Source organism: Nodosilinea sp. LEGE 07298 (assembly GCF_015207265.1).
GTDB lineage: Bacteria > Cyanobacteriota > Cyanobacteriia > Phormidesmidales > Phormidesmidaceae > Nodosilinea.
This window is the reverse complement of sequence record NZ_JADEXE010000013.1, coordinates 1-17780: the sequence shown is the minus strand read 5'-3', so window position 1 is coordinate 17780 and position 17780 is coordinate 1. Positions and strand designations below refer to the sequence as shown.

Genomic DNA, 17780 nt, shown 5'->3' with positions numbered 1-17780 from the left:
AGTGAGCGTGTTTCGCTCTAAGCGACCCAATTATTCAATATCTAAGCGCAAGCGCACAGAAACAGATTGGGAATAGTTGGTTATGCTTGAACGTTTCTACTCCTGTTTTTTTACTTTTAACAGCGGCGTATGGCGCAGCCCATAGACCCCAATTCTGACCCAAATTTTCAAGCCTCTGGCTCTAGTCATTCCGCTCACCTACCGGTGGATGCCTTCTACCAACAGGCCATAGCTGCCTTTAAAGCCCAGGACTATGAGCAGGCCCTGGCGCGGTTTCAGCGCTTAGAGCAGCTTCCCCCAACATCGACTTACCACATCAAAGCCCTAATGGGCCGGGTGCGAATATACCAGCGCCTAGGCCAGGGCAATCAGGTCAAACGTCTTTGTCTCAAACTACTTAATAGCCCTTCGCCCCAGGCTCAAACGTGGGCCAATCAGGTTCTGAGCCAGTTTTCTGAACAGGCCGCGATCGCTAGTGTCCCAAACGTGGAGCCACAAACCGCCACCAGAGCAGATTTGAGTGGCTTTGTTCCCCTAGAAAATTCAAAAAACTTACCTCGGCAGACTCCAGCACCCGGTTCTCAATCGATTCCCCCTACTGGCCCCGATCAAAACGTTATCCAGACAACTACAGTCCAGGAGACCGCTGATGTTTTGGCTCAGGATGCTCCAGAGACTGAGTCGCGATCGCTGTTTCACTACCAACAGCTCAACCAGCAACCTGCCCCAGAGAGTAAAAATACTAAGGCAACGCCAGCCGGAGTGACTCCTTCAGCTTCCCCATCTTCCCCAACCCCTCTAGATAAGTCCTCGGTACCGGAGCCAGTCGCGCCGCAGGCTCGGCCCCAGCAGACGCCACAGCGTCAGGTGCCTTTACCGAATCGTCCCCTGGCGCTGTGGCTGGGGCAAGGGTTAACTGCGATCGCCCTAGTTTGGATAACCAATTGGGCCTTTCATTTCACCTGGAGAACCGCAGATAGGCTCCTGCGCGGGGTCCGCTGGCCAGTTCAGTTGGGACTACCTGGAGCCTATCAGACTTACACCGCTTGGGTTGTTATCGGGTTAGTACTGCTAGCGCTGGCTAGCCCGTGGCTCATAGATCTGGTACTGGCGACCTGGTACCGCCAGCGCCCACTATCCATTCGCCAGCTGCAAACCCATAGCCCCGGTACATTGCGTTTATTGCGCCAAGTGTGCCGTCAGCAGGGGTGGCAGATACCAGAGCTACGGTTGATTGCCGACTCGGCCCCGCTATGCTTCAGCTACGGCTGGCTGCCGCGCTATACCCGCATTGTGATTAGCCAAGGGCTATTAGAGCAAGCTTCAAACCAGGCTTTAACAACGTTCTACAGCTACGAACTGGCTCGGATGGTGAATGGCAGTCTGCCCGTGCTGTCAGCCGTCGGGCTGCCGCTGCTGCTGCTGCATACTGGGTATCGTGGCCTGGCCCAAAGGGCAGACACCCTAACTCAACCTCTAATTCAAGGCCTGCTAGGCAGCGGAGCCACCCTTCTCTATGGCCTGTTTTGGCTGCTGCGACAGGCCGTAATGTGGCTATCGCGACTGTGCTGCCGCTGGGGCGATCGCCGCGTCGTAGCCCTAACCCAGCATCCCGACCAAATGATTGAGGTACTGGTAGAGGCAACGACTGCGATCGCAACCCACCTGCAACGGCACGGCACCCTCCACCCGCTCCATACCAGCCTGGAGGTGTTGATGCCCGTCAGCAGCCGCCAGGCGATTGCTCCCGGTAGTCTACTGGCGACTCCAGGGGGCGATCGCGCCGCTGTGCTCAGTACTCTTTTAGCCGTAGATGGGCTCAACCCCTACCGCCAGTGGCTGCGGGTGAATGCTTCCCACCAACCGCTGGGCGAACGGCTGCTCTGGCTTAACCAGCAGGCACTACTCCGAGGCCAACCCAGCCTCACACTCAAACCCGAAGCGGCTCAGCCAGCACCTCGTTCTACGGCGACAGTGTCACTCCCTCTGCTGCTGTTGCAAAAAGGCCCCCTAATGGGCCTAGTAGCTGGGGGCGGCTTGGCTATGGGCTTGTGGTTTGTAGGAGGCGTTGTCAATCGGCTCGGTTGGCAGCGCCTAAGCTGGCTCTACCAAGACCCCAGCATTCTAATCGGAGGGCTGTGGCTAGGGTTGGGGCTGGGCCTACTGCTGCGCATTAATGCGCTTTTTCCCGAGCCTAGCAACCAACCAGCCAGCAATCCTTCAGGGGAAACGGTCGCGACTCTGCTGCAGCGATCTTCACCAGTGCCAGTGCAGGGACAACCGGTCAGCCTACAGGGCAAACTACGCGGTCTGACCGGAGCAGGCAACTGGGGCTGCCAGGAACTCTACCTGGATGATTCATCGGGACTGGTAAAACTGATCAACCCTGTCCCATTGGGGAGCCTACAAGGCCTACTTCAGCCTCAAACCCATCCACTCAACTGGGTAGGCCGTAGGGTCACTGTTACCGGCTGGAGTCGCTACGGTGGCGGCATGCTCTGGGTAGACATTAACCAGGTCAAGCTCGATCAGCGCCATAGCTTCTCTACCTACGGACCCGCTTGGGCTACCCTAATTAGTCTAATCAGCAGCCTGATCGGCATTTTGACCATTTTCAGAGGCGGCTGACCCGCATAACGTAAAGATATATTGCCGTAAAACCCTGCTGATGTTACATTAGTTTACAGAAACACATGCCTGGGTCCCCTGCCCACTCGATGAGTTGGCTTCAGGGGGTTGTTAGGTATTGGGTTCTCCTACTCTCAACACAGCAAATAAACCAGCCCTCGTCGGCTGGTTTTTACTTAGGGACTGAGTTTGAAATCAGCAGTTTAGTCCGGCAAGGGTTCAGCTCCCGTGTTACGGTGATGAGTGGTGCAGTTGGTCGGTAAGACTCTGACCTGCTGTAAGCGAGACTTTCTGTAGACTAGAGTCTCCGCTTTACCCAAAATGTTGAAAGTGTCTCTCTTCAGGGAGATGATTGAGTTAGACAGCTTTTGTAATTCTTAGGTGAACTGTCATAAAACTCCTCAACAGGGTGGGGGTGATACCGATAGCGTATTGTTCCTCCTCTAGTATTCAGTCATCTCAGAGGCTACCGCTGAAGCTAGGCAAGTTCCAGAGGCAAAATTTGTTAAACTACCAGAAGGTTTAGGGTTGACATTTTGATGCGGCCTGTAGGCATCTTTAGGTCAGAGTCTGCAATTCTTAGAGTGGTTGGTTAGGTTAGCGGCATTGTAGGCAGGTAGCGGTTGGCCTAAAACCCAAGCTTTATTCGGCAAGGTTATCGATCTCGATTCATTTGCCTTTAGTTTTAGAACACCAGAGGTATCTCAAATGTCAATTCGCCTTTATGTTGGCAATCTTTCCAAAGACTTAGAGCGGCAGGAGTTTGAAAGCGTTTTTACTGAATTTAACGCCGACTTAGTTTCTGTAAAGCTGATTGCCGACAAAAAAACCGGCAAATGTCGTGGGTTTGGTTTTGTTACCGTAAAAACTGATGAAAAAGCCGACGAAATCGTCGAAAAGCTGAACGGCCAGACACTGGCTGACATGCCTATCAAGATTGAGAAAGCGTTGCCTCGCACCAAGCCTGAGGGCGAAACAGACTCGCGCCCTAGAAGCGAAGAAGCCAGCGGAAAGCGATCTAGTAAGGGTGGCGGCGTTCGGAAGACTTCCACGGCGGCAGCGGCCACCAGCAGTGGTGCTGTTCAACCTGATCCTCGCTGGGCAGGAGAGCTAGAAAAACTTAAGCAGATGTTAGCCGCCCAGACTACCTCTAGCTAGACAGCCTTAACATTAAGAACTCGGCTGAGCCGCAGATCTATAAAGCTCTGCGGCTTTTGCGTTGACATATTCGCTTGGCCTCTGTAACAGGGAATCAGAGCTATGCAGCAGCAGCCTTGAGAGATTGGGAGCAGTTAAATAGGATTTGGATACGGCATAACCCTGACGTCCATTAGCAGCGATTTTCAAGCGTTTCGGCTACCTGTTTAAGGCGATGCAGCTGAGCGGCCATGTCGCGATTTGTCCAACCGGCAGCAAACCAGTTAAATCCGGCCTGCACCACTGGGTTAGGAATTTCAAACTCAAAGCGATTCAAAAGGCGCGTACCTACGGCATCGGGGCAGCATTCCCACCGATCTTGGCCGTCAAAAAAGCCCTGAAACGACCATACAATCAGTCCTGGGGCTCGCTCAACCACCGTACTAATGAGAGTAGGTTGCCTGAAGGGCAGCTGAATCATAAAGCGGCTCTGGGCACCCACATCGGTACTCCAGTCTCCGATGGGTTTACAGCGCAGGGCAGGGTTGAGCCAGCGGTGCATCAGATCGAGCGAAGTCAGGCATTGCTCGACGTCAGTGACGCTAGCACGGACAGAAATACTATGTTCGAACACTTGACGGGTAGACATCCTGACGGTCTCCTGAGAGAATCAGCCCGGGCGGCGGTATTGGGAACATTTCCCTGGCGACAGCTATCGTACCGAACCTTGGCAGTCTTATGCCTCTAGACCGATGCGGTGGCCGGCTTACTCAACTAGGGTTGCGGGGGCGGTTTGTTTCCTGTAGTTAATAGCCCATTGTCGAGATCGCGCAAGCTGCCCCCACGCACGATGCTCTTTTCAACACGCTCTCAACTACAAGGATCATGATTGATTTTTTCTCATTGACGTTGCTCCAGGTGTCACAGCCTGGAGCTGAGCCGGAATCGACTCTGCCCCTGGCGAATCCGGTAACTTCTCCTAGTCGCTTTATGGAGGAAGCTTCTGCACAATTGGGGCAGTTCTTACCCAGCTTGCTTGGGGCGATCGCGGTGCTGCTGCTGGGCTGGCTCTTGGCAACCCTGGTGGCTCTGGTCGTACGCAAACTTCTGCGCAGTACCAGTCTGGACGATCGCTTGGCCAACTGGGCCATGGGTCGCCCGGCTGACAGCCCGGTACAGGTTGAGAAGTGGGTCTCGACGGCGGTGTACTGGATTATTTTCCTATTCGCCATCATAGCGGCATTAAATGTCCTTAATCTGGCTGGGGTATCGACACCGCTAAACAACTTTTTAGACCAGATCTTCCTTTACCTACCCCGTATCGGCGGAGCATTGCTGTTGCTGGGCGTGGCCTGGCTAACGGCAACCCTGGTGCGATCGCTTGTCGTCAATGGCCTAGGGCGGTTTAACCTAGACGATCGCCTAGCCGAACAAACCGGTGTAGAGCGAGGCAGCAGCCCGATCGTTCTGAACGAAACCATCGGCAATGTGCTGTACTGGTTCATTTTGCTGCTGTTCATTCCGCTGATTTTAGGTGCCCTACAGCTGCCGGGTCTGCTAGCTCCGGTGGAGGGGTTAATTAATTCCTTCCTACAGGCGATTCCGCGGATTATTACAGCGGCGATTGTGCTGGCCATTGGCTGGATCATTGCCCGCATTGTGCGAGGAGTGGTGACTAACTTGCTGCTGGCCGCCGGGGCTGACCAGTTGGGCCATCGTGTGGGGCTTCGAACCACCGGCTCAACAACGTCTGGAGGCATGTCGCTATCGAGCCTGGCGGGTACCGTAGCCTACGTGCTGGTGCTGATACCAGCGGTAGTGGCCGCCCTCAACGAACTCGATATTGAAGCCATTTCGGCCCCTGCCGTCCTAATGCTAGAGCGGGTGTTGACCGCCATTCCCCAGATCATTATGGCTGGGGTAGTCATCGCTGCAGCCTACTTTGTAGGGCGCTTTGTGGCCGACCTGGTCACCAGCTTGCTGCAAGGGGCAGGCTTTGACAATATTATGGGCATTCTCGGACTGCCAGAATTAAACCTGGGCACCGGAACCACAACCGTACAGCCCGGCCTCGATGCTGAAGGCCGCCCGATCGCATCAGTGCAGACCCCAGGCAGAACTCCCTCCGAACTGGTGGGCATTCTCACCCTGGTCGCGATCGTGCTGTTTGGCGTGGTAACGGCTACCGAAATTTTGAATTTCCCCGGTCTGACCAACATTGTGCAAGCCATTTTGCTCATTGGGGCGCGGGTGCTAAGTGGCATAGTGGTGTTTGCCATCGGCCTGTACCTGGCCAACCTGGCCTTTCGTTTGGTCAATTCAATGGGTTCCGGGCAGGCCAAAGTACTGGCCCAGGCGGCTCGCATTGCCATTTTGATCTTTGTTGGAGCGATGGCTTTGCAGCAGATGGGGGTTGCCCCAGATATTGTTAACCTTGCCTTTGGTCTACTGCTGGGAGCGATCGCAGTGGCGATCGCGATCGCCTTTGGGCTGGGCGGGCGTGAGGTCGCCGCTACTGAGCTACGGGAGTGGTTGGTCTCTTTCAAGCAGCGCCGGTAGCTGTAACCTTTAACTCATTCAAGTCAGGCCGGGGACTGTGTCTCCGGCCTGACTCGCGTTAGTATGGTTAACTCAGCCTTAACAATAGGGTTCTTAAGGCAATGTTCGGCGTTAGTCATGGCCAACGCTAGGCGCAGACTAGCCGCAGGGGCCACCGAAATCTAGCAAAAGAGGCACCTATGGACAGCAAGGACTGGGCGGGCTATATCGAAGCTACCGACGGGCTTTCTAAACCCTGGCTGTTACTTCAGTGGCGGCTTCAGCTCCTGCAAGAGCAGCGGCCTCAGCTTGACCCCGAAACCTATGCCACCGAGCTTGCCGCGCTCCACCAGGCGCTAATGAACTTAGGCGAATGGTGGCAGGGGCAGGAGGAGGCTGTATTTGGAGCCGAGGAGTCATTTTCGGGGGAGTCTTAACGCTATGGCCACGGCGGAACGTCACAGCGGTAAAGCCGCCCTCGATCTCAGTGATCCCCATTACTACATCAGCCGCGAGATCAGCTGGCTTGAATTTAATCGGCGCGTGCTCCATGAAGCCCTTGACGAGCGCACCCCACTACTCGAAGCGCTGAAGTTTTTGGCTATTTTTAGCACTAACTTAGATGAGTATTTTATGGTGCGGGTGGCGGCCCTCAAGCAGCAGCTTGAAGCTCAGGTTACCAAGCGATCGCCCGATGGACTATCTCCCGGCGATCATCTCAGCGCTATTAGCGCCACTCTGCGCCCTATGGTCGAAGAGCAGCACCAATCATTTACCCATGATTTAAGGCAGCAAATGGCCGATCAGGGCATTTGGCTGCTTGACCACACCGACCTTACAGAGGCTCAGCAGATTTACTGCCGTGACTATTTCGACGAGCAAATTTTTCCGGTTCTGACCCCTCTGGCCGTCGATCCGGGTCACCCGTTTCCCTACATTTCCAACCTCAGCCTGAATCTAGCGGTGGTGGTACAAGACCCCCGTACCCAGCAAACACATTTTGCTCGGGTCAAGGTACCCCGGGTGCTCCCTCGGTTTATTCCGATACCCAATCCTGAAGCCGAAAATTTGAAGGATAGTCCCTGTCGATGGCTGGGAGTGCCCCTAGAGCAGGTAATTGCCGCCAACCTGACAACGCTGTTTCCTGGCATGGTGGTGCAGGAGCACTACGGCTTTCGAATTACTCGTAACGCCGATCTAGCCGTCGAAGAAGACGAAGCCGACGACCTCATGCTGGCCATCGAGCAGGAGCTGCGCAAACGCCGCCGTGGCGGGTCAGCGGTACGGATGGAGATTCAGCGAGATACACCCGGCCCGGTGCGAGCCATGCTGATGGAAGAACTCGCGCTGGCCGAAACCGACGTCTACGATATTGATGGATTGATTGGCCTGGGCGATCTAATGACCTTTATGGCTCTGCCCCTGCCCGACCTCAAAGCCCCTGTTTGGACAGCCACAGTCCCACCGGCCATCGAAAACCTCAGTCCACCTAGAGTAGATGCTGACGATACGGCCCTAGAAACCGCCGAAGATCTGTTCTCGCTGCTGCGGCGGCAAGATCAGCTGGTGCACCATCCGTATCATTCCTTTTCAGCTACTGTGCAGCGGTTTATTACTCAGGCGGCCCACGACCCCCAGGTATTGGCAATTAAAATGACGCTGTACCGAACCTCGGGCGATTCGCCAATCGTCAGCTCCCTGATTTCTGCGGCTGAAAACGGTAAGCAGGTGACTGTTCTAGTTGAAATCAAAGCCCGTTTCGATGAAGAAAACAACATCAACTGGGCCCGCAAGCTGGAGCAATCGGGAGTGCATGTGGTCTACGGACTAGTGGGGCTTAAAACCCACTGCAAGGTAACCCTAGTGGTGCGTCGTGAGGGCCAGCAGATTCGACGCTACTATCACGTAGGCACCGGCAACTACAATCCCAAAACCGCTCGACTCTACACTGATCTAGGCCTGCTCAGCGCCCAGGACGACATTGGAGCCGATATTTCTGATTTGTTTAACTACCTGACTGGCTACTCGCGTCAGCAGGTTTACCGCCAGCTGCTGGTGGCCCCGCTCACCCTGCGCCAGCGGCTCGTGGACTTAATCAAGCAAGAGATGGCCTTTCAAACAAAAGGAAAAGGCGGGCGCATTATTGCCAAAATGAACTCGTTGGTCGATCCCGCTCTAATTACGCTGCTCTACCAAGCGTCCCAGGCAGGGGTTGCGATCGATTTAATTGTCCGAGGTATCTGCTGCCTGCGACCAGGGATACCGGGCGTTAGCGATAACATTCGAGTCATAAGTATCGTAGGGCAGTTTTTAGAACACTCTCGGGTGCTTTATTTTCAACACGGTGGCCAAGAAACATTTCTGCTGGGCAGTGCTGACTTGATGCCCCGCAACCTCGATCGCCGAGTAGAGGTCATGGTACCCATTGCCGAACCCGCTCTGAGAGCAGAACTCAAAGCTATTTTAAACCTTTGCCTAGAAGACAACCGCCAAGCTTGGGATATGGCCGCCGATGGCAGCTATCACCAACGCCGCCCAGGGGATGGGGAGGTAGCGCGTAGTACCCAAGTCCAGCTCATGGCCCAGGCCAGCAGTGCCTTAGCTGCGCCGACGGCTCCAGTGAAACATCGCAGCGCCAAGTCCCGCAAGCAGCGTTAGCCCCAGCAGTCCGGCTAGGGGGTTACCGTCTAAGCCGATAACCCAGGCGGGTACAGTGCCGGTAGGCTGCAGCAGGTTACCCACCTCTAGCAGGTAGTAGCCCCATACCAGCCCGGCGTGCAGCCCCACCGGGTGGCCCAAACCAGTTTTGCCAGGGCCAACCGGAATTCGTCGAGCCCACCCTAACACTAGGCCCAGCAGCAGCAGCCCCACAAACTGAGGCAGCAGCGCCAAAATGGCGTCGAGGGGTTTAATGAAGTGGGCGATCGCAAAAATCAGGCTGGTTGCCCCCAAAGCCACCGCAGGTGACCAGCCCTGCTCTAGCTCACGCAGCAGCCAGCCGCGAAACAGCACTTCCTCTGACCAGCCCACGGCAGTAGCCGCCAATGCCCCTACCAAGCCAACTTGAAGCAGGTTTAGCCCTCTCACCCCACTAGGGTCTAAATCGGCCCAGCCCAAAAGCACCTGCACCATCGCCAGCACCGCAATGCTAAATGCCCCAATTGCGGCTCCCGTCGCCATTCCTTGAGCTAGTTCTCGACGACCGGCAAACCCAACCTGGGTCCAGGGGTGAGTCTCACCTCGGACCTGTCGCTCCCAACGGGGTAGCACCACCAAAAAAATAATGTATAGCAAGGCGGTCGGGAATAAGTCGCCGCCAGGCAGGGTGCCCTGCCCCGCTAGCCAGTATAGCGGCAGCGCCAGGGGCAGCCAAAGAGCCACCACGATTAGCAAAAAAATCAGCACCCGTCCCAGGGGCGGAAACTTAGCCAGCTTAGGCCAAGGCAGCTTATTCATCCGGTTCGATGGTGCTGCTTAGACCGAGATTGCACAGCCCTTCGCTATAAAACTCGGCGTGCTCCATGGCGCAGGTAATCACCAGGGCCACTCCAGCGGTATGGGCCTGCATCATAATATCGACCGCCTGGGGCATGGTCAGACTGGGTACCACCTTGATTAACGATTCCACTACGTATTCCATCGAGTTGAATTCGTCGTTGTGGAGCAGCACCCGGTAACGGGGAGCAGGTTTTTTAATCGTGGACGTTGTTGTCCGCTCGATGGTTTCAACTGACACAGCAACACCTCTTTGCCTAATTCAAGGGGCCTAGTTCAAGGGGCCTAGTTCAAGGGCAAGTAGAGAGACCACGCCTGCAGGCGACAGCCCTAAAAGCAGCGCATTGGGCCATCTCTTCTGTAAGACTCTTGTTAGCCAGCCCTAGACTAGTTCCTAACCTAGAACAGCCCTAGGACCAGTCATGCCCTTTTAGGGCGGCCTAAGGCGGCGGCCTGAAGAGGCACTTTGAAAGCAGCTCTCTTTTGGCTTACCCCTCCATCATCATAAAACTTCACGATGGCTTTGGCATAATCCTAGGGATGAACCGGCTAAATCTAAATTTGGGTGTGAGGCCACTGTAACCTCCGTCAATTCCCGCATTTTCGGTTTGCCCGTCTTTCGCCCATCTAGATACCCGCCCAAAGACTGGCGACTTCAGGTAATCTCGCCAGTGCTGTCAGGTTATTGCAATAGATACCATAGATCAGTAGACAGCAGAAGATAACAGATCAGCAAACACCACAGCGATCGCCTTGACCTACCGCTGCGACCCTTGGACCCAAAGCACTACATCAGCCCACTATCAACCCATGACATCCCTGGTTGCAGGCCAAATCGTATTTTTAGAGTGCCGCCAAACTCGCCTCTACGCCGAGGTGATTCAGGTGCTAGCACCTCAGTGTAGGGGCTGGATAAGACCTCTAGCCCTGGCCAGCGAAGCTGAGATCACCCCCTTGGGCACAGCTCTTGACACCACAGCCCCTGATTTCAACAAGCCCACTGTGCCAGACATGCTCTGGCCGCTAGACCAGCTACAGCCCGCCTTAGATACCGATGTTATTCCTCTACTGGCAACGCTGTCTGCCAAGGCTGCAGCCCCTAGCTCAGCACCAGATTCGCGCGCAGAATCTGTAGGTATCAGTGAATTTTTGCGATCGCTGTGGGCTGATCGCCACAGTACAGCTAGCTCCCTAGACTAGGGCCAGACAGAACTAGAGCCAAAACCGCTGCGCCTAGGAAGCCGTAAAAATCCGGACGGATTTGATGAAGCTTTTACAAAGATGCCCGAGATACCCACTAGAAACCTCAGGGGTAGCCTGACAATGCTGGAAGTTGGGCCAATCTTCGTATCGTTGACGCTTCAGGATTTAGCTGAATTAGGTAGATACCGGCTGCTGTATCGGCTCGCCGTAGATACCCAGTCCTGGAACCAGACGAATGCGGCCTTCGTCCATCTCATACATCAGGAGTTCGAGAGCTTCGGAATCGCCAATGGGTAAATATCCAAGGCGAGATAGTTCAGAGTTGATGCCTTGCTCAATATCAGGAGTCAGTAGCCCACTGTGAAGGGCTTGCTCTACCAGTCGACGAATGGAAAACGTGGGGGCCATGAACCATTACCTGAGCGCGATGTAGTTGTTACTTATTGTCGCCCCTGGGTCTGGAACAGCCAGTGACCCTGCCTTCTAAAAGGTGTGAAACCTACCACAAAGATTCGTGATCCAAGTCACAAAATAATTCAATCGTTGGAGATATGTTCAGTAGATTCACGTAGGTATTTAATTAACAAGGTCTGAATCTATATCAAGTTTCGGCCAACAAACCGACAAAAGTATCCCAGTTAAAGTGTTTCCGATTACCTTCATAAGGTAGCTTGACGGCTTTAATAGTTTTTAACATTATCCATAATCTGGAGTGTACCTAGTATGCATACGATGACTAAGGAAATGGCTATCTTTCAAGCTCAGGGCTCTCTCAATGCCTCCAATGCCCATGTTTTCCACGCATCTCTGATGCAAAAAATCCAGTCTGACTCAACCAGCGGACTTTTTGTGGACATGAGCCAGGTAGAGTCTCTCGACAGCGCCGGGCTAATCTCTTTAGTCTCGGCACTTAAGCACGCCCGGCAGCTACAAAAGCGCCTGTGCCTGTGCTCAGTGCCACCCACCATTCGCATCGTGTTTGAGCTTACCCAGCTCGATCGCGCCTTTGAAATGGTGGATGAGCTCCCCCAGGCTCTGCCTGCGGCAGCCTAAGCCGCGACTCTGACAGAGTCTGCCCTCAGCCCGCTATAGTGTGAGTGAAAATCATGCTTGCAAATGTTGGGGCAACTAGGTTGTGTCTGTATCAGTTAATACATTAGTTACAGCGGATATTTCTCGGCCAGGTCGCTACCTGGGCAATGAGCTAGGTGCTGTTCATAAGCCCTGGAATCAGGCTGCAGTGCGCTGGGTGCTAACTTACCCGGAGGTCTACGAAGTTGGGGCATCTAACCTAGGCCACATCATTCTCTACAGCATCTTAAATGCCCAGCCCAGACAGCTGTGCGATCGCGCCTACCTGCCCGCTGCCGACCTGGCCACTAAGCTAAAGGAAACCGAAACACCGCTGTTTGCCGTCGAGTCGCAGCGATCGCTGACTGACTTCGATATCTTAGGCTTTAGCCTCAGCTACGAGCTAGGGGCTACCAACATCCTTGAAATGCTCTCCCTGGCGGGTATTCCGCTGACCTGGGAGGAGCGCAACCAGGCCGGGGGCTTTGCTGTAGAAGCAGGCTCCTGGCCGCTCATTTTTGCCGGTGGTCAAACCGCCACCTCCAACCCCGAACCCTACGCCGATTTTTTTGACTTTGTTGCCCTGGGCGATGGTGAAGAACTGCTGCCCGAAATTGCCCTGGTGATTGAGGAGGGAAAAGCCGCTGGCCTCAGCCGCAAAGACCTGCTGCTCGATCTGGCTCAGGTGCCGGGGGTGTATGTGCCCCAGTTTTACACCATGGCTGCCGACGGCTCGGTTCACCCCAACCGGCCCGATGTGCCCGCGCGGGTGCTGCGACGGGTGGCCACACCGATCCCCGCCTACGCCATGGGCCTGGTACCCTACATCGAAACCGTTCACGATCGCCTGACGGTCGAAATTCGCCGGGGCTGTACAAGAGGCTGCCGCTTTTGCCAGCCGGGCATGCTCACCCGTCCGGCCCGCGATGTGGAGCCTGAAGCGGTGGTCGATGCGATCGAGACAGGCATGCGCAAAACCGGCTATGACGAGTTTTCGCTGCTGTCGCTGAGCTGTTCTGACTATCTGGCCCTGCCAGCGGTGGGGGTAGAGGTCAAAAACCGGCTCAAAAACGAAAACATTTCGCTGTCGCTGCCTAGCCAGCGGGTCGATCGCTTTGACGAAAACATCGCCAATATCATCGGCGGCACCCGCCTCACCGGGTTAACCTTTGCCCCTGAGGCGGGCACCCAGCGCATGCGCGACATCATTAATAAGGGTCTGACCAACGAAGAGCTGCTGCGCGGCATCAAGACCGCCCATGAGCAGGGCTGGAGCCGGGTCAAACTCTACTTCATGATTGGCCTGCCGGGCGAAACCGACGTCGACGTACTGGGCATTGCCGAAACTGTGCGCTGGCTGCGCCAGGCCTGCACCGTTCAGGGGCGGCGGCCTTTGTCCTTTAATATCACCATTTCCAACTTCACCCCCAAGCCCCACACGCCGTTTCAGTGGCACTCGGTATCGACGGAGGAGTTTTTGCGCAAGCAGCGGCTGCTGCGGGAGGAGTTTAGGGCCATGCGCTGGGCCAAGGTCAACTTTACCGACGTGCGGATTTCAGCGATGGAAGACTTTGTCGGGCGGGGCGATCGCCGCCTAGGCCCGGTAGTGCGTCGCGCCTGGGAACTGGGGGCCGGTATGGATAGCTGGTGGGAAAGCTTAGAAACCGCCTTTAAAGCCTGGACCCAGGCCATTGACGAAGCCGGATTGACCTTGAAATATCGCCAGGTCGACCAGGGCGAGTGGAACGTAATGGACACCGCCGAGGGGGCTAGCAGCCTAGATGCCCCCCTGCCCTGGGATCACCTCGATACGGGGATCGACAAAACCTGGCTGAAGGAAGATCTGCACCGTGCTCTAGAAGCGGCCACCGTACCCGATTGCTCCTTTGAGGGCTGTAGCCACTGCGGCGTGTGCGGCCCCGACTTTGGCCACAACATTGTGGTGCCGCCGCTGCCCATTCCAGCCTTTGCGGGCCATGGTCAGCCCAAATCTGAGCGGGTGCAGCGCCTGCGGGTCACCCTAGGCAAGCTCGGATCTATGGCGCTGCTGGGCCACCTAGACCTGGTGCGCCTGTTCGATCGCGCCCTGCGGCGAGCCGGGTTGCCCATTGCCTTTACCGGCGGCTTTCACCCCGGACCTCGGCTGTCGCCTGCCAATGCATTACCCCTGGGGGCCACCAGCAGCGGCGAAGTGATCGATTTTGAACTGACCCGCGCGATCGCCCCCGCTGACTTTTTGCAGCAGCTAGCCGCCCAGCTACCGCCAGAAATTCCTCTGTACGACATTGCGGAGGTGCCCCTCGATGAACCCTCGGCCACCAAGCGCCTAGACCGAGCCGAATACTACCTACGGCTCACTCCAGAGCATGACGCTCCAGCCCCATGGCAACAGTGGGTTGAGGCGGTGATGGCCCTGGAAGAGTGTTTGTGGGAGAAGAAAACAAAGTCGGGCAAAACCCAGGTCATAAACCTGCGGGAGCGTCTGCACGAGCTGGCCTTGGTGACAGCCGATCAACCTCTGCCGCCAGGGCTAGAATATGTTCAGGGAGAATACGGCGTTTGGCTGAGGGTTGTCGGTAACTGTCGCAACGACGGGAACCTGCTGCGCCCGGAGCAAGTCGTCACCCTAGTAGAACAGGTGGCAGGCCAGACCGTAGGCCTACAGCACGTGCATCGCAGCCGGTTAATGTTTAGTTAGAGCAACCCTGAGAGGGCGGATCATGGACAGAGAAACAGGCCATTCACCAGCGGCGGCGCAGTTCTCAGGCCAAGATCTGGCACCAGAGCAGGAGCAGGGTTGCACTCAATCTGCTCGCTGGAGGCAGCGAGTTTGGTTGGGGCGACGGGTTTTGCTGGCGATCGCAGGCGCAGGTCTGCTAATCACCGCACCGCGCCCGGCTGAGGCTCAGACAGACTGCCCCAGCGAGATGCTAACGCCCTACTGGCCTGAGCGATCGGCCCAGATTCAGCAAACCTTCTGTGAGCTTTTGGTGTTTCCGACCGCCACGCTGCCCAATGGCGATAGCTTTACCGATCGCATTGTGGATGAGTCGCTATCGAGCGATAGTCGCCGGGCCTCTGCCGACACCATGACCCTGCCCAGCTTTTGGTGGAACCGCGACTCGCTGACCTCGCACCTGGGCGGTCGTCGCCTGGTCGACTCGTGGATTTCGTACCAGGTGAAAGATTCGGGCACGACGGTGGTCGATGTGATGGTCAATGCTCAGATCTGGTCGGTGCTAACCTACAACGAGCGCTACGCCGTCATCAACCAGTTTGGTACCGCCGCCCGCGACTTTGGCTACAACCTGCGGTTTTTCCAGGGTAATTCTCGCAATTACCGCATGATGGGCCTCTACGCCTGTGACTTTATCAACCAGCCTGGCGACCCTTTGGCCGAACCACTAGCCGCAGAAGACTTAGCCGCAGAAGACAATGTTCGAACCTGCTCAGCTAACCTGGACGCAGGGTTGATTGTGCTGCTCCAGCGCAATTTGCTGGCCGAGAGTGAGCGTCGCCAGCAGGCGGCTCAGGCCGCAGCGGCTGAGGCTAGTCTGCAAAGCGCTGGGGTAACGTCATCGTCGAGTACCAACTAGCGCGGCGTTGCTGCACTGAGGCATGAATTTAGGTGAGGGCAAACGACCGTTTGCCCCTACGAAAGACCCAGGGGGCGCTCAACTGCGCAGGCTTTGCCACAAACGGCTGTAGCGATCTTCGGCGGCGGTACTGAGGGGCAGCAAAAACTCGCTTTGGTCGGCCACACTGGGGGCTAAGGCAATGGTGGACGGCGTTTGCAGCGGCTCGGGTAGCTGCGATCGCTCAGTTTCCCACAGCCGAATCGAGGTGCCCTGCCCAAAGATGGCCAGCTGTAGGGCAAAGTCGGTATCTAGGCAAAAGTCGAGCCAGTTGAGGGCGGTAGAGATGGCTTGGTCTGAAGCGGCGGGCGCGATCGCCTGGGGGCGAACCCAAAGCTGGGCGCTGAGCAGCGTGCCCTCGGGTGGTACGGCCACCGCCAAATGGCGATACTGCTTCAGCAGGGGTAGCACATCATCTGACCAGGCTACAACGGCGGTGGCATCGCCAATCAGCAGCATTTCGAGGTAGTGGTCAGAGTCGTAGAGGCGCACCTGATTTTGCAAATCGGCCAGAAAGGGTTCTAAGCCTTCTACAGTCGCTGGGTCTTCGGTGTTGGCTGAAGCACCCAAGGCCTTTTGAGCCAGACCCAGCACTAGGCGAGGATGGTTGGGCAGCACCACCCGCCGCCTGAGTTCGGGGCGCAGCAAGTCGGCCCAGGTGGTAAGCGAAGCGCTGGGGCTGGGTAGGCGATCGCGATCGTAGAGCACCACCAGGTGGCTCCAGCGGTAGGGCACGGCCCAAATGCTGCCGTCGGGGCTGAGCATTCCTTCGGCATTGCGACGCACCAGCTCGGGCCACACCGCCGCCAAGTCATCCCAGTGGGTGAGGGCTGATACCTCCAGCGGCTGCACAAGCTCCTGGCGAATGGCGGGGGCCAGCCAGTAGTCGGCCAGGCTTACCCAGTCGGCCTGTGATAGCGTATCCTCGGCTTGGCGGTGCCACTGCTGCAGCAAGCCATACAGCTCTACCAGCGATTCTTTAGGGTTAACGGCGATGTTGCTGCCCCGCTCTGGCAGCTGCTGAAAGGCACTGAGCAACTGAGCCGGTACCGAATTGGTCAGCATGGCTAACCTGAGGCTAGAGCCTGACGATCGCTGGCACCCGGCTAGCAGCGTTGTGAGGGTTAACCCACCTGCACCCGCTAAAAAGCTGCGACGATTCATGAGCATTTGCCCCTCAGCTTCCCTCTCCGGGGGAGAATACTGATCAACCATAGCGCTTTAGGACGTCCATGAAAGCTGTTCGAGATATTGTCAGTGTCTCTATAACCATTATTTTGGTGTCGTTTATTGGCCTCAGCCTGGCTCGGCTGGTGTACTTTTTTCTCCACAGCCAGCAGATTATTTAGCCAGCCAACTATCAACGTAATTCTGTGCCCCCTACCCTGCCCCCCACCCTAAATGATGTTAAGGCAGCTCGCGATCGCATTGCGCCCTATATCCGGCATACGCCTCTGGTACCCGCGATCGCCCTCAAGCAGCCCATCCCTGGCTGCCCCGACCTTTGGCTCAAGCTCGACTGCCTGCAGGTAACCGGCTCCTTCAAAGCTAGAGGTGCCGTGAACACCCTTAAAAGCCTCTCCAACGACGAACTACAAAAGGGGATTATCACCGCTTCGGGAGGCAACCACGGGCTGGCTGTGGCCTATGCTGGCTGGCTGGCCCAGGTGCCCGCCACCATTTACCTGGGCCGCAACGTGCCCGCCGCCAAAGCGGAACGGTTACGCCAGTGGGGAGCAGAGGTAGTGTTTGAGGGCAACGACTGGGATGACGCCAACCGCGCCGCCATGGCCGTCGCTAATACCCAGGGGCTGACCTACATTCACCCCTTCAACGACCCGCGCGTGATGGCTGGGCAGGGCACCCTGGCCCTGGAGATTTTGGCCGACCTACCCCAGGTCGATACGCTGCTAGTTGCGATCGGCGGTGGCGGCTTAATTGGCGGCGTCAGCCTGGCGGCGAAGGCGCTTAAGCCCGAGATTCGCATTGTCGGCATTGAGCCTGTGGGCGCACCAACGCTTAAAAGCAGCGTTGAGGCCGGTCAGATTGTTGAGCTAGAGGCCACCCCCACCC

The 17780-nt window shown here is 56.4% G+C and carries 15 protein-coding genes; 10 read left to right on the top strand and 5 right to left on the bottom strand.

Annotated elements, in window-relative coordinates:
• Window positions 1-129 precede the first annotated feature (129 nt).
• A complete protein-coding gene (locus IQ273_RS03255; RefSeq protein WP_194021745.1) occupies window positions 130-2628 on the top strand; it encodes a hypothetical protein in 2499 nt (832 codons plus the stop codon).
• A gap of 708 nt (window positions 2629-3336) precedes the next feature.
• Complete coding sequence (locus tag IQ273_RS03250; RefSeq protein ID WP_194021744.1) at window positions 3337-3786, top strand: RNA-binding protein; 450 nt, start codon at window positions 3337-3339, stop codon at window positions 3784-3786.
• A 172-nt stretch (window positions 3787-3958) separates the two neighbouring features.
• Here IQ273_RS03250 and IQ273_RS03245 read toward each other — a convergent pair whose 3' ends face one another.
• Window positions 3959-4414 (bottom strand): SRPBCC family protein, encoded by a 456-nt coding sequence (locus tag IQ273_RS03245; RefSeq protein ID WP_194021743.1) that lies wholly within the window; start codon window positions 4412-4414, stop codon window positions 3959-3961.
• Window positions 4415-4650: 236 nt separating this feature from the next.
• On the opposite strand from IQ273_RS03245, the gene IQ273_RS03240 reads away from it, so the two are divergent.
• The 3 genes from IQ273_RS03240 to ppk1 all read left to right on the top strand — a co-directional run bounded on the left by IQ273_RS03240 (window position 4651) and on the right by ppk1 (window position 8961).
• Window positions 4651-6324 (top strand): mechanosensitive ion channel, encoded by a 1674-nt coding sequence (locus IQ273_RS03240; protein ID WP_194021742.1) that lies wholly within the window; start codon window positions 4651-4653, stop codon window positions 6322-6324.
• A gap of 179 nt (window positions 6325-6503) precedes the next feature.
• Window positions 6504-6740, top strand: a complete 237-nt coding sequence (locus IQ273_RS03235) for a hypothetical protein (protein WP_194021741.1) — start codon at window positions 6504-6506, stop codon at window positions 6738-6740.
• A 4-nt stretch (window positions 6741-6744) separates the two neighbouring features.
• The gene (gene ppk1 / locus IQ273_RS03230; protein ID WP_194021740.1) at window positions 6745-8961 is read left to right on the top strand and encodes a polyphosphate kinase 1; all 2217 of its coding nucleotides are present in this window, start codon (window positions 6745-6747) and stop codon (window positions 8959-8961) included.
• Here the strand turns inward: ppk1 and IQ273_RS03225 are convergent.
• Both IQ273_RS03225 and clpS read right to left on the bottom strand, forming a co-directional pair.
• A complete protein-coding gene (locus IQ273_RS03225; RefSeq protein WP_194021739.1) occupies window positions 8902-9759 on the bottom strand; it encodes a CPBP family intramembrane glutamic endopeptidase in 858 nt (285 codons plus the stop codon). The genes ppk1 and IQ273_RS03225 overlap by 60 nt on opposite strands.
• Window positions 9752-10039, bottom strand: coding sequence for an ATP-dependent Clp protease adapter ClpS (clpS, locus tag IQ273_RS03220; RefSeq protein ID WP_194021738.1), 288 nt, complete (start codon window positions 10037-10039; stop codon window positions 9752-9754). Before clpS ends, IQ273_RS03225 begins: the two co-directional genes overlap by 8 nt.
• 569 nt (window positions 10040-10608) lie before the next feature.
• On the opposite strand from clpS, the gene IQ273_RS03215 reads away from it, so the two are divergent.
• Window positions 10609-10998 carry a hypothetical protein gene (locus tag IQ273_RS03215; RefSeq protein WP_194021737.1) on the top strand — a complete coding sequence of 130 codons (390 nt, stop codon included), beginning with the start codon at window positions 10609-10611 and terminating at the stop codon, window positions 10996-10998.
• 177 nt (window positions 10999-11175) lie between these two features.
• Here the strand turns inward: IQ273_RS03215 and IQ273_RS03210 are convergent, their stop codons facing one another.
• Window positions 11176-11409 (bottom strand): hypothetical protein, encoded by a 234-nt coding sequence (locus tag IQ273_RS03210; protein WP_194021736.1) that lies wholly within the window; start codon window positions 11407-11409, stop codon window positions 11176-11178.
• A gap of 315 nt (window positions 11410-11724) precedes the next feature.
• Here IQ273_RS03210 and IQ273_RS03205 point away from each other — a divergent pair, with 315 nt between their 5' ends.
• The 3 genes from IQ273_RS03205 to IQ273_RS03195 all read left to right on the top strand — a co-directional run bounded on the left by IQ273_RS03205 (window position 11725) and on the right by IQ273_RS03195 (window position 15668).
• Window positions 11725-12054 carry an STAS domain-containing protein gene (locus IQ273_RS03205; protein WP_228052265.1) on the top strand — a complete coding sequence of 110 codons (330 nt, stop codon included), beginning with the start codon at window positions 11725-11727 and terminating at the stop codon, window positions 12052-12054.
• A gap of 82 nt (window positions 12055-12136) precedes the next feature.
• On the top strand, window positions 12137-14770 hold the full coding sequence (locus IQ273_RS03200) for a TIGR03960 family B12-binding radical SAM protein (RefSeq protein ID WP_194021735.1): 2634 nt from the start codon (window positions 12137-12139) through the stop codon (window positions 14768-14770).
• Window positions 14771-14792: 22 nt separating this feature from the next.
• Complete coding sequence (locus IQ273_RS03195) at window positions 14793-15668, top strand: hypothetical protein (RefSeq protein WP_194021734.1); 876 nt, start codon at window positions 14793-14795, stop codon at window positions 15666-15668.
• 78 nt (window positions 15669-15746) lie between these two features.
• On the opposite strand, the gene IQ273_RS03190 is transcribed toward IQ273_RS03195, so the two are convergent.
• Window positions 15747-16922, bottom strand: a complete 1176-nt coding sequence (locus tag IQ273_RS03190; protein ID WP_194021733.1) for an extracellular solute-binding protein — start codon at window positions 16920-16922, stop codon at window positions 15747-15749.
• A 158-nt stretch (window positions 16923-17080) separates the two neighbouring features.
• Here IQ273_RS03190 and IQ273_RS03185 point away from each other — a divergent pair.
• Window positions 17081-17780: threonine/serine dehydratase (locus IQ273_RS03185; RefSeq protein WP_194021732.1), on the top strand; the 700-nt coding region annotated here is incomplete at its 3' end.